This is a genomic window from Mesorhizobium sp. SP-1A (assembly GCF_032460275.1).
GTDB lineage: Bacteria > Pseudomonadota > Alphaproteobacteria > Rhizobiales > Rhizobiaceae > Mesorhizobium.
The window spans coordinates 837,829-850,247 of the sequence record NZ_JAVXZD010000001.1; the positions used below are offsets into that span (position 1 = coordinate 837,829).

11 protein-coding genes are annotated in these 12,419 nt (G+C 63.2%); 6 read left to right on the forward strand and 5 right to left on the reverse strand.

Annotation, left to right across the window (positions count from 1 at the left end; translation table 11 throughout):
* Positions 1–2: 2 nt before the first annotated feature.
* Entirely contained in the window at positions 3–407 is a 405-nt protein-coding gene (locus QU595_RS04035; RefSeq protein WP_315919339.1) for a hypothetical protein, read from the reverse strand.
* Positions 408–559: 152 nt separating this feature from the next.
* On the opposite strand from QU595_RS04035, the gene QU595_RS04040 reads away from it, so the two are divergent.
* Positions 560–2,203 carry a long-chain-fatty-acid--CoA ligase gene (locus tag QU595_RS04040; protein WP_315919340.1) on the forward strand — a complete coding sequence of 548 codons (1,644 nt, stop codon included), beginning with the start codon at positions 560–562 and terminating at the stop codon, positions 2,201–2,203.
* A 65-nt stretch (positions 2,204–2,268) separates the two neighbouring features.
* Complete coding sequence (locus QU595_RS04045; RefSeq protein WP_315919342.1) at positions 2,269–3,057, forward strand: DUF1499 domain-containing protein; 789 nt, start codon at positions 2,269–2,271, stop codon at positions 3,055–3,057.
* 1 nt (position 3,058) lies between these two features.
* Here the strand turns inward: QU595_RS04045 and QU595_RS04050 are convergent, their stop codons facing one another.
* Positions 3,059–3,967: an MBL fold metallo-hydrolase gene (locus QU595_RS04050; RefSeq protein ID WP_315919343.1), complete on the reverse strand. Its 909-nt coding sequence runs from the start codon at positions 3,965–3,967 to the stop codon at positions 3,059–3,061.
* Positions 3,968–4,088: 121 nt separating this feature from the next.
* Here QU595_RS04050 and QU595_RS04055 point away from each other — a divergent pair, with 121 nt between their 5' ends.
* The 3 genes from QU595_RS04055 to QU595_RS04065 all read left to right on the forward strand — a co-directional run bounded on the left by QU595_RS04055 (position 4,089) and on the right by QU595_RS04065 (position 7,433).
* Positions 4,089–4,679 carry a biotin transporter BioY gene (locus tag QU595_RS04055; protein WP_315919345.1) on the forward strand — a complete coding sequence of 197 codons (591 nt, stop codon included), beginning with the start codon at positions 4,089–4,091 and terminating at the stop codon, positions 4,677–4,679.
* Positions 4,680–4,758: 79 nt separating this feature from the next.
* The gene (locus QU595_RS04060) at positions 4,759–5,355 is read left to right on the forward strand and encodes a hypothetical protein (RefSeq protein ID WP_315919347.1); all 597 of its coding nucleotides are present in this window, start codon (positions 4,759–4,761) and stop codon (positions 5,353–5,355) included.
* 131 nt (positions 5,356–5,486) lie between these two features.
* Positions 5,487–7,433, forward strand: coding sequence for a nucleoside-diphosphate sugar epimerase/dehydratase (locus QU595_RS04065; RefSeq protein ID WP_315919349.1), 1,947 nt, complete (start codon positions 5,487–5,489; stop codon positions 7,431–7,433).
* Positions 7,434–7,599: 166 nt separating this feature from the next.
* Here the strand turns inward: QU595_RS04065 and QU595_RS04070 are convergent, their stop codons facing one another.
* Entirely contained in the window at positions 7,600–8,718 is a 1,119-nt protein-coding gene (locus tag QU595_RS04070) for a DegT/DnrJ/EryC1/StrS family aminotransferase (protein WP_315919351.1), read from the reverse strand.
* A 127-nt stretch (positions 8,719–8,845) separates the two neighbouring features.
* On the opposite strand from QU595_RS04070, the gene QU595_RS04075 reads away from it, so the two are divergent.
* Positions 8,846–10,210 carry an O-antigen ligase family protein gene (locus QU595_RS04075; protein ID WP_315919352.1) on the forward strand — a complete coding sequence of 455 codons (1,365 nt, stop codon included), beginning with the start codon at positions 8,846–8,848 and terminating at the stop codon, positions 10,208–10,210.
* A 13-nt stretch (positions 10,211–10,223) separates the two neighbouring features.
* Here QU595_RS04075 and QU595_RS04080 read toward each other — a convergent pair whose 3' ends face one another.
* Together QU595_RS04080 and QU595_RS04085 are read right to left on the reverse strand one after the other, a co-directional pair.
* On the reverse strand, positions 10,224–11,399 hold the full coding sequence (locus QU595_RS04080) for a DegT/DnrJ/EryC1/StrS aminotransferase family protein (RefSeq protein ID WP_315919353.1): 1,176 nt from the start codon (positions 11,397–11,399) through the stop codon (positions 10,224–10,226).
* Positions 11,400–11,412: 13 nt separating this feature from the next.
* Positions 11,413–12,411: a peptidoglycan bridge formation glycyltransferase FemA/FemB family protein gene (locus QU595_RS04085; protein WP_315919354.1), complete on the reverse strand. Its 999-nt coding sequence runs from the start codon at positions 12,409–12,411 to the stop codon at positions 11,413–11,415.
* Positions 12,412–12,419 lie beyond the last annotated feature (8 nt).

Consider the following 12,419-nt stretch of genomic DNA (forward strand, 5'->3'; position numbering starts at 1 on the left):
GCTCAGGCCGCGGCTTGGAACACGTCCATGAGGCCGGCATAGGCGGCCGCTATGCCTGCCACCGGGTTCTCGCTCTTGGCTGTGGTCTCGACCTTCAGCACGCCGCCATGCACGGGCAGGGTCAGGAGCAGGAACTGGCGGTTGTCGCCTTCGCCCACCGAGGCCACGGCGACGTGCTCGCCGTCCTCGCCGTCGCGCACGCAGAGCTTGAACAGAAGATGGCCGTCCACGGCTTCAAGGGCGCCGTCGACCACGCGCACGAAATCCTGTTCGGAAACGGCCTGCCCGCGCGGCACGGTATCGCCCTGCGGAGCTTCTTCCGCCAGGCTTTCCGAAAGCGCCATTTCGAGTTCCTGCTCGTCGATCTCGAGCGTGTCGAGTTGGGGTTCGTCGCGCTGAGGACCCATGTGAACCTCGTTACGTTTGTCGAGATTGCCCCTCGGCAGACATTGATTCCCGCCTAGAGTGGCCGGATTGTGGCGCCCGCGGAAAGCGTTCGGCCATATCTGGACATTGCCGCGCTTCCTTCCACAATGGGCTCAAAAAGGGAGGAACGCGCGTGCTCGGACTGATGCAGGAATGGCCGCTGCTCTGCCACAAGCTGATGGATCACGCGGCGAGGCAGCATGGCGGCCGCGAGATCGTCACCCGCTCGCTCGAGGGGCCGGTCGTCCGCACCACCTATGCGCAATTGAGAGCGCGCGCGCTGAAGGCCGCGCAGCGGCTGGAGCGCGACGGTTTCGGGCTCGGCGACCGCATCGCCACCATGGCCTGGAACACGGCGCGCCATCTCGAAGCCTGGTATGGCATCATGGGCGTCGGCGCCATCTACCACACGCTCAACCCGCGCCTGTTTCCCGAACAGATCGCCTGGATCATGAACCATGCCGGCGACCGGCTGCTGTTCGTCGACCTGAGCTTCCTTCCGCTTGTCGAAAAGATCGCGCCACAGGTGCCGTCGCTGGAAAAGGTGGTGGTGCTGACCGATGCCGCGCATCTGCCAGCAACGGCGTTGCCTGATGTCGTGGCCTACGAGGAGTGGCTCGCCGAGGCGGACGGCGACTTCAGTTGGAAGAGCTTCGACGAGGGCACCGCCGCGGGCATGTGCTACACCTCCGGCACGACCGGCGAGCCCAAGGGCGTGCTCTACAGCCATCGCTCCAACGTGCTGCACGCCATGATGGCCGCCATGCCCGACGCCATGGGCCTGTCCTCGCGCGACACCATCATGCCGGTGGTGCCCATGTTCCACGCCAATGCGTGGGGGCTCGGCCAGAGCGTGCCGATGATCGGCGCGAAGCTGGTCATGCCGGGCGCCAGGCTGGACGGCGCCTCGCTCTATGAATTGCTCGATACGGAAAAGGTCAGTTTCACAGCGGCGGTGCCGACGGTCTGGCTCATGCTACTGCAATATCTGGAGGAGACCGGAAAGAAGCTTCCCTATCTGAACAAGGTGGTGATCGGCGGTTCCGCCTGCCCGCGCGCGATGATCCGCAAATTCCGGGACGAGTACGATGTCGAGGTGGTGCATGCCTGGGGCATGACCGAGATGTCGCCGCTCGGTACGCTTTGCACGCTGAAGCCCGAATATGCCGGGCTCGAGGGCGAGGAGCGCCTCGACGTGCAGCAGACGCAAGGGTTCGCGCCCTTCGGCGTCGAGATGAAGGTGACGGACGACAACGAGGTCGAACTGCCCTGGGACGGCCGGACCTTCGGGCGGCTGAAAGTGCGCGGCCCCGCCGTCGCACGCGCCTATTACGGCGGCGCGGGCGCGGAACAGTTCGACGCCGAAGGCTGGTTCGACACCGGCGACGTCGCCCATATCGACCCGAACGGCTATATGCGCATCACCGACCGCGCCAAGGACGTCATCAAGTCCGGCGGCGAATGGATCTCCACCATAGAGCTGGAGAACCTCGCCGTCGGCCATCCCGACGTGGCGGAAGCCGCCGTCATCGGCCTGCCGCACTCGAAATGGGGCGAGAGGCCGCTGCTGGTGGTGGTGCGCAAGCCCGGCAGGGAACCTTCGGCCGACGAGATCCTGGCGTTTCTGGACGGCAAGGTGGCCAAGTGGTGGATGCCGGACGAGGTCGCATTCGTCCCGGAGATTCCGCATACGGCGACCGGCAAGATCCAGAAGACGGCGCTGCGCGCCATGTTCCGGGACCATTCCCTGCCGACGGAGTCGCCTGGCGCGCAATGACGCTTCCGTATGCTCCTAAAAGGCTCTAAAGCTCAGCCGGGATCGGCAGGCTGGTGCGGCGACAGATGACGGAATACCCCGAGCGACAGGTGTCGAGGGCGGCCGGATGGGCACGCGGTATCGGCGCCTTTTCTCTTGTGCTGCTGGTCACGGACTGGGTCGGGCACCATTTCGGCCTGACCGAGACGCCAGCCTTCCTGTGGGTGCTCGGCCTTGCCGCGCTGCTGGCGGCGCTGGCGCTGCTTCTGGCCGGCCTGGCCTTTGCCCGGATGTGGAAATACGGCGCGCTCGGCGGCCGCGACCTCACCATCGGCGCGCTGCTGGCGGCACTCGTGCTGGTGCCGTACGGATTCGTCGCCTATCGCATGCTTGCCTATCCGCTGCTTCGCGACATTTCGACCGATCAGGACGATCCGCCGGCGCTCGAGGCCTCGCTGCGCACCGGCGTCATGAATCCGCTCGCCTCCCCCACGCCCGGGGAGGTCCGTCTCCAGAGCGAGGCCTATCCGCTGGTGATCGGCCATCGCTACGATCTGCCCTTCGATGAGACGCTCGACGCGGTGGAAACCGTGGTGAACGCAATGGGGTGGCAACCGACCGCGCCGTTGCCGTCCACCGACGATGCGCGGGACGAAGCCACGGTCACGGTGCTGGCGCGCAGCTTCATCCTCGATCTTCCATGCGACGTGGCGATCCGCGTCGCCGCCGACGGCGAGTCCACCATCGTCGATATGCGCTCGTCCTCGCGCTACGGCCGTCACGATCTCGGCGACAACGCCGCGCGGGTGATAGCTTTCATGACGGAACTGGACAAGGAGATCTCGGCCCGGACCGGAACGGCGCCGGACCAATAGGTCAGGGCACGGGGCGGAACACGCCGTCGAGGGACGGCTCTGCTTCACTGCGCACAAGCCCGCGTGCGACAAGGTCCTCCAGATGCGCCAGCACCGACAGGGCGGCGGCGCCGTGCAAGCGCGGATCGGTGTCGCGATAGATCGCTTCCACAATGGCCCTGATGGTGCGGTCGCCGGCCCTGAGCCGTTCCAGGATGGCGCGCTCGCGCATCTTGCGGTGCGTCTTCAGCCCCCGCATGAAGGTGCGCGGCGCCGTCACCGCGCCGCCGTGACCGGGCAGCAGCAGCCTGTCGTCGCGCGCGATCAGCCTGTCAAGGGAAGCCATGTAGTCGCTCATCGCTCCGTCCGGCGGCGCGACGATGGTGGTCGACCATGCCATGACATGGTCGGCGGAAAACAGGATGCCGGTGCCCTCCAGCGCGAAGGCGGCGTGATTGGCAGCATGCCCCGGCGTCAGCACGGTGCGGAGCGCCCAGCCGTCGCCTTCGACCAGCGACCGGTCGGCGAGCGCGATATCCGGCCGGAAATCCATGTCGGCGGCGGCGTCGAGCGGGTTGGTCTCGCCGATCCGCAACGGGCGCGCCGGCCTGTGCGGCCCTTCCGCCAGCACGACCGCGCCCGTCTCGGCCTTGAGCCGCGTGGCAAGCGGCGAGTGGTCCCTGTGGGTGTGGCTGACGAAGATATGGCTTACCGGCCTGCCGGCGATCGCCTTGAGCAGGGCTGAAAGATGTGCGTCGTCGTCCGGGCCGGGATCGATGACCGCCAGCGTCTCGCGCCCCACCACATAGCTGTTGGTGCCGTGGAAGGTGAAAGGCGAGGGGTTTGGCGCGGTGACGCGCAGGACGCCGGGGGCGACAGCCACCGCCTCGCCATGGGCCGGATTGAACTCGGCGTCGAATTTCAGGGCCATCGTCGGAAACCTTGCGGAACTCGGGGCGAAGAGGGCGAAACGGATTGCCGCTTAACATGGAAGCCAATATAGGGAAACGCGATGCGCATGCGACGCGCTGCCGGACCGGATGGGGATGACCATGGCAATCGCTACCACACGCCCGCTTGTTTCTCTCGCCTTGCCGCAGAAGGGCGCCGCGCGCCTGATGGCCCAGCTCGCGCTGGCGGTCGGAGGGACCATTCTGCTGACCCTGTCCGCCAAGACCAAGGTGGTGTTCGGGCCGGTCGACATGTCGTTGCAGACGCTCGCCGTGTTCCTGATCGCGGCCGCCTTCGGGCTGCGGCTCGGGGTCGCCACCCTGCTTCTCTATCTGGCCGAGGGCGCGATGGGCTACCCCGTCTTCCAGTCCACGCCGGAAAAGGGCATCGGCCTCGCTTACATGCTGGGCGCTACCGGCGGCTATCTCGCCGGCTTCGTGGCCATGGCCGCGATCGTCGGCTGGGCCGCCGACCGGGGCTGGGATCGCTCCCTGCTGAAGTTCGCCGGAGCTGTCCTTGTGGCGGAAATCGTCATGCTGGCGATGGGGTTCGGCTGGCTGGCGACGCTGATCGGCGCCGAAAAGGCCTGGCAGTTCGGCGTTGCGCCCTTCATCCTGCCCGACCTCATCAAGGTGGCTCTCGCCTGCTCCATCGTGCCGGCCGTCTGGTCGCTGCTTCCCCACGAGAAATGATTTGAGCCTGCCGGAAAGGTGCGGCGAACCGCGCCGTTCCGGTAGCTTCCGGCAGAAAGGGCGATCTGTGCCAAAGGCAATGGCCGGGACGGATGACGGCGTAGGCGGGAAAAACCCGCCGGCGTTTTTCCTGTGGTTCTATCTGCGCGTCATCGTCTGGATTCTCGCCTTGGTGGGGCTCTGTGCGCTGCTCGGGCTGCAGTTCAAATGGTTCGACAAGGTCTGGCCGCCGGCGGAGCGCTTCGTGCTGGAAGCTCCGGCCATCACCGTCAAGGGCCCCAAGGTGGTGTTCTCCAAGGAGACGATAGCCGTCGACACGAGCCGGGTTTACCAGCTCGGCGCGGAAGTGCGCGTGCTGCCGAGGCCTGACGGATCGCCGCAGACGTCCATGTTCTATTTCGGGGTCCAGACGTTCGACGCGAGCGGCACCGAACTCCGCTCCGGACCCGGCGTCTATCGCTATGCCGGCGCCGCCAAGATGGTGCTCAGTTCGAACCAGGGCTGGGTGAGGGTAGGCGGGGTCATCACCGGCGAGGGGGACATAAGCACCAACCAGTTCCGGCCCGCGACCCGTACCGTGAAGCTGGTCATGCTTCCGAATTATCAGTCCAGCGGCGATGTCAGCATGATGATACGCAATGTCGAGTTTTCGCAACGTGTGACGATGGTGCCCTGAACTGCGAAAAACTTGTGCGTTGCTAGAAATCGCGGGCGTTCAAGTTTCTCTCTGGCCAGCAAAATCCTGCCGGGAGCATTGAAGAGGGTCACTCGCCGGGATACAAGGGCGGGAAGGATGAGGTCCCCTGAATGAAAGCTCCCGACTTCGTTGAGCGCATGCGCCTCTGGCGTGTGGGCGCATCGGTGCTCGATCTCCTGACGGCCGCTGCCGCTTTCGTGCTCGCCTATATGACCACATATGGCTATGACCGGCTGCATGTGTTGCCGGGTCTTGTCGACAAGACCGTGACCTTCACCGCATTCTTCTTTGCCTCTTCATGGATATTCTCCATGCACAAGGGATCTTGGCGCTATGTCTCGATCCCCAACCTGATAACGATCTTCAAGGTCAGCCTTGCCGCGGTGGTCGCCTATACCGTGGCTGCCTTCCTGCAGTCGCGCGGCCTCCACGTGCCGCGCTCGGTGCCGGTGCTGACGCTGCTGTACCTGATCGCGGGCCTGTCCTGCACGCGTCTGGCCTACCGCCTTTTGATGGAGAGGTCGTTCGCCCTCCCGGCCGTTTCCTCCGGCGCACAGGCACGAAAATCGCGCAACGTGCTGCTTTACGGCCTCTCCGACAATGCCGAGAGCTTCATTCGCGCCTGCAGACGGGCGAGCAACGACTTCAATGTGGTGGGCATCCTCGATGATTCCATACTGAGCCAGTCGCGAATCGTTCACGGCGTGAAGGTGCTGGGCGACCTCACCGCGCTCGAACAGGTGATCCAGCGCTTCAACAGGAAGGGCGTCAAGGTTTCCGAACTCATCGTGACGGCGGCCTCGCCCAGCCGGCAGCACCTGGCCGAGATTGTGGAAGAGGCGGCCCGCCTGGACATCAAGGCCTCGCGCATCCCGGATTTCAGCGAAACATCGCTGTTGACGAACGGGGCGGCGCTCCAGCCGAAGGCGATCGACCTTGGCGACCTGCTGGGCCGGCCGGAGGTGACGACGAACCTGGGCGAGGTGGCCAAGCTGGTCAACGGCAGGGTGGTTCTGGTCACCGGCGCCGGCGGTTCCATCGGTTCGGAACTGTGCCGCCAGATCGCTCATTTCGGCCCGGGCCGGCTGATCATCACCGACAGTTCGGAATTCCACCTCTATCTGCTCGACGTCGAGCTGCGGGAGCGCTACCCCGACCTGGATATCGTGACCTCGATCATGAACATCCGCGACCAGGGCCGCGTGTCGAGCATCTTCTCCCAGTTCAAGCCGCATGCGGTTTTCCATGCCGCAGCGCTCAAGCACGTGCCGCTGGTGGAGGACAATCCCGTCGAGGGGGTCAAGACCAACCTTCTCGGCACGCGAAACGTCGCGGACGCGGCACTCCTGCATGGCACTGCGGATTTCGTGATGATCTCGACCGACAAGGCGGTGAACCCGACCAATGTCATGGGAGCGACGAAGCGCGCGGCCGAGGCCTACTGCCAGTCGCTCGACATCGGTTCCCAGACGACACGCTTCAAGACGGTGCGTTTCGGCAACGTGCTCGGCTCGAACGGATCGGTTGTGCCCCGCTTCCAGGACCAGATCGCAAAGGGCGGCCCGATCACGGTCACCCATCCGGACATAGTGCGTTTCTTCATGACGATTCCGGAGGCGGTGCGCCTCGTGCTCAACGCGTCGGCCCATAGAAGCGGCGATGCGCAGGAGCGCGGCAAGATACTGGTGCTGGACATGGGCAATCCCGTCCGCATCGTCGATCTCGCCGAGCGCATGATCCAGCTCGCGGGGCTCAAGCCGTACGGCGACATCGACATCGTCTTCACCGGCCTGCGCCCGGGCGAAAAGCTGTATGAGGAGCTGTTCGATCCCTCGGAGGTCTATCACCGCCATGACGAGGACGACTACTTCATCGCCTCGCCTCGCGTGATCGACAAGGTCCTGCTCCACAAGACGCTCGCGACGCTGCAGGAAGCCGTAGCGCGTGAAGACAAGATGCGCGTGGTGGAGCTTCTTCACCACATCGTTCCGGAATACCGCCGCCCTGAAGCGGGAGCCTCGGAACAGCGCAGCCAGTTGCGCGTGGAAGACCTTTAGCTTGTCGCAGCGCGCGCTGCTGCATGCCGCGTCGGTGAAACGCCAAGATAGATGGTGCGGTTTTGCAACCGGGCAGCGCCTTGCCGGGCCGGCTGTCATTTCAGCTGTACAGCGATCCCGCTCAACCAGGCGGGATCGCAAAAACTCCTGTCAGCCGCAGATTATCTCAGCCTATGACGGCCGCTATGATGCGGTCCTGCGCTTCGCGCTCGAGATAGGGGTGCATCGGGAGGCTGACGACACGGCTCGACATGTCCTCGCTTACCGGCAAGCCGGCGGGATCGACCGGGAATTCCTTGTAGGCGTTCTGCCGGTGCAGCGGGACCGGATAATAGACTTCGGTCGGCACGCCCGCATCCTTGGCCCGGGCACGCAGCGCGTCGCGGGCGGCCTCGGAGTCGGTTTTCAGCGTATATTGCGCCCACACGCTCTTCAGCCCATCCGGCACATAAGGCGTGTTGAAGCGGTTCGACAGGCCCGCGTCGTAGCGCGCGGCGACCGCCTGCCGGCGCTCGATCTCGTCCGCATAGATGGCAAGCTTCTCGATCAGAATGGCTGCCTGGAGCGTATCCAGCCGGCTGTTCATGCCGACGCGCTCGTTCTGGTACTTGTGCGAGCCCTTGCCATGGACGCGGAACGAATCGATCAATGCCTTCAGCTCGTCGCTGTCGGTGAAGAGCGCGCCGCCATCGCCATAGCAGCCGAGCGGCTTCGCGGGAAAGAACGAGGTCGTGGTGATGTCGCATATGGCGCCGGTGATGCGGCCCTTATAGCCCGCTCCGAAGCCCTGCGCGCTGTCGCCGATGACCTTCATGCCGTTCTCCCGCGCGATCGGGACGAGGCTGTCGTAGTCGGCCGGAAGGCCGAAGAGATCCACCGGAATCACGCAGGCAGGATTGAGCCCGAGCGATTTGGCGTGGACGATGGCGCGCTTCAGGCTCTCCGGGTCCATGTTGAACGTGTCCGGCAGGCAATCCACGAAAACGGGCGTGGCGTTCAGGAACGGCACGACCTCGGCCGTCGAGGCGAAGGTGAAGGCGGGAACAAAGACTGCATCGCCTGCCTTGACGCCCAAGGCCATGAGAGCCAGTTGCAGTGCATCCGTGCCGTTGGCGCAGGAAAGGCAATGGGTCGCGCCGCAGAATGCCGCGAGCTGGCGCTCGAACTCTGCAACCTGCGGGCCCATGATGTACCTGCCTTGGTTGAGCACTTCGCCGATGGCACTGTCCAGGCGTGCGCGGATGCGTGCCTGCTGGGCTGCGAGATCAATGAATGCAATGGTCATATCTGTGACTTTCGCGTGCGGGAGAGGCGGCCAAAGCCGCGTATTGAGCCGGGAGGATGCTTGAACTGGCTGTCTATAGGCTGTGTGCGGGGCGATCAAGGCCCCGGATTTGCGCCCGCGCGATGCAATGACTGAAACCTGCTTGAAAAATAATGCGCGCGGTTTAGGACCGGAGCATCAAGGCCCAGAGGAAAACCTGTTGTCTTCTTCACAAGCGGAAAATCAGGAGTCGGGCGCACTGGCGTCGGGGCGGGCTTTGCTGCGGCAGCCCTCTTTCGATCGCAATAATCTTGTAGCCGTTTTCCTGATGGCCGCTTTGCCGCCGGTTGCCGGCAGTGCGATCTCGGTTCTTCTGGTCGCCTTCTTCGTGTGGGCCGTTCTGTCGCTGGCGCTGAAACGCTTTCCCTTTCGGATGAACGGCACCGACAGGGCGCTCGCGTGGGCCTTCACGGCGTTTCCGGCTGTCATATTGCTGACCGGTCTGCTCGGAGCCCATCCGGCAGGCGTGTTCGCGAAGATGGTGGCGTGCCTGCCGTTCCTGTCGCTGTGGGTGTTGATCCCGAGGCTTCGCGTCAGCCCTCGCGTCGACTACCTGTCCGTCTACATTTGCGGCGCTGCCTGCGGCTCTATGGCAGGCGCGCTGGTGGCGGTCGGGCAATGGCTGCACCGCGCGCACGAAGCGGAAGGGGGCATGGGCAATTCCGCGGTTTTTGCCATTATTTCTCTTTGCCTGGCCGGTATTTCGGCCCTGAACATGAAGTCTCCCAACGCCTTTTACGAGCGAATGTCTTGGATAGGGCTTGGATGTGGCCTGCTTGCCTCCGCGCTGGCCATGACCCGCGGCGTGCTGCTTGCTTTTCCGATCGTCTTGTTCGTCTGTTTTGTCTTTGCGCCTCGGCGATGGATTGCCCTGATAACACCCGTGCGGGCGATCTGCCTGGTGGCGATCCTCGGCATCGGATATTTCGTGGCAGGCGCGCAGATAGCCGAGAAGCTGGCGAGCATCGAAAGTGCGACCGGCAAGTTCCGCCAATCGCAAGGCGTCACGAGCCTGGATATCCGCGTTTCGCTTTGGCAGGGGGGGCTGCGCGCCCTAGCCCAGTCGCCGTTTCTGGGCTACGGCGTGCAGAACCGGATGGAGGCGGTGGCGGCAAATATTCCCGGCGCTGGCGGTGAGCTGGCGCTGCGCTTTTCGCACGCGCATAACGGTTTTCTGAGCGTTGCGCTCGACGGCGGCATATTGGGGCTGGCAGCCGTCATCGGCGTCCTGGCCATGCCCATTGTGATAGCAATGGCCGCACCGAAGGACGGCGACTACAAACGCAGGCTTTTCCTCGCCATTCTTGTCAGTGCGGTTTACGTCATAGCCGGGATGACGCAGATCATGTTCAGGCACGACATCATGGACAGTTTCTTCATCTTCAACGCCGTCCTGATCGCCGCCTCCATACCTTTCGGGAAGACGCCTGGAGCATTTCCAGCAAAAGGGTGAAAGGTGAGACGCTCTAGCGAACCGCGCCCTTCATGACCGAAGCGACCACGTCGCAGGTGCGCGCGATCTCGGCCTCGGTCAGGGTGGGGTGCACCAGGAACATCAGGCTGGTCTCGCCCAAGGCCAGCGCGTTCGGCAAACGCTGGGGCGGCGCCATGCCGGCCTCGATGAACACCTTCTCGCGATACACTTCCGGGCAACTGCCGGAATAGCAGGGCACCCCCGCCGCCGTGACCGCATTCATGATGCGGTCGCGCGACCAGCCGTCCTTCAGGGCTTCCGGCTCGATGAAGGCATAGAATTTATACCACGCATGTTCCATTTCGGCCGGCACTTCCGGGTTGCGCAAGCCGTCGATCTCCCGGAAAGCTGAGGTCAGCCGGCCGGCATTCGACTTCCGTGCGGCGTGCCATTCGGGCATGCGGGCGAGCTGTATGCGTCCGATCGCCGCCTGCATCTCGGTGAGCCGGAAATTGGATCCAAGGCTTTCATGCAGCCAGCGGAAGCCCGGCGCGTGTTCGCGCTTGTAGACCGCGTCCCAGCTTTTGCCGTGGTCCTTGTATGACCAGATCTTCTTCCACAACGCTTCGTCGCTGGTGGTGACCATGCCGCCTTCGCCGCCCGTGGTGATGATCTTGTCCTGGCAGAACGACCACGAGCCGATATTTCCGAACGATCCTACAGGCCGTCCACTTATCGCTGCGCCATGCGCCTGCGCGCAGTCTTCCACCAGCGCCATGTCGTGCTTGCGGGCAAGGTCGACGAAGCCTTCCATGTCGCAGGGCCAGCCTGCGAGATGCACGCACATGATGGCGCGCGTCTGCTTCGTGATGAGCGGTTCGACCGTTTCCGGCGTGATGTTCTGGCTGTCCAGGTCCACGTCCGCGAATATCGGCCGTGCGCCCGCCATGGCGATGGAGGAAGCCGACGCGCAATAGGTGCGCGGCGTGCAGATGACCTCGTCGCCTTCGCCTATGCCGAGCGCCGGCCATGCGGCGTCGATGGCCAGCGTGCCGTTGGCCATGGCAACCGCGTGGTCCGTTCCGGCCCACTCGGCGAACTCACGCTCGAAAGATCTGCCTTCTTCGCCTGTCCAGTAGTTGACGCGGTTGGAGCGCAGCACCCGCGAGACGGCCTCGACCTCTTGCTCGGTGAAGGACGGCCATGGGGAAAAGGGCGTGTTCAGCACGTAAGAGCAATCCTCAAAGCGGAGCGCGATAAGCGGGAAAGAACTGTACCTGGTCGGGAACTATGCGACGTTTCACGCACAAATCGATATATTTCCGCTGATCCAGTATCCGGCGAGTGACGTGAAAGGGCAGGGTTGCTTGGGAAAAGCCTTTCTTGAATGCGTAGAGAGCGTCTTTCGCGGAACCGACACCGCCTCCCAATACAAGCTTCTTGAGCCCAAGCTCCACGGCGATACGATGGGCTTCTGCGATGATCGCCTTGGAAGGAGCAAGCTTGCGGAACGCCGCCACCGTTCCGCTCAAATAGTACTGCATAGTCGAGCCGGTTATGATAAACATTGATGCAGCGACCGGCTTGCCTTCAAAATTGGCGGTCAAGATAATTGTTTTGAAGTCTTTTGAATTAAGGATGGAAGAAAGGTATTCTTTGTCGAAATAATAATATTCTTTTGCCTCAACTTCTTTCATTGTATCTGTGTATATGGATAAGAAATCTTCCAAGGATTTTTCATCTGTTCCGCAGGTTATTGTCAAACCTTTTGCGGTCGCGTTGACGATTTCCCTTCGATGGCTGCCCCTATAGGATTGAAGGACATCTTTCTGCGCGGTGATTTCGATGAAAACGATGCTGCCGATCTCGTCGCCGCGAACGGCCATTCCGAGCTGGTCGGTGAAAAGCGGGTGCATTCTCGAAAATACTGACACGGCGCCAAAGTCGCTCATTGCGCAGAATATGGCCTCGATCGGCGAAGTCCCCTCGGCGCCGGAGCGAACTGTTGGTCCGGCATATCCATAGACGCTTGTCAGGTCAAAGGCTCCGCTGCCGTCTATGCTGCGTTTCAATGTGGGCCAGAATGCTATTGTGCCTTTGTTCTCGTCGCGGGCGGCAAATGCGATAGGCTCGCCCTCTCCGCGAGAACTGCTGAGTTGATGGAAGTCATAGGTGTGCGCGTAGTCATACCGTCCTATTTCGGCAATAGCTTCGCGCCAGGAAGCGGCGTCGGAAATCAAGTCTATGT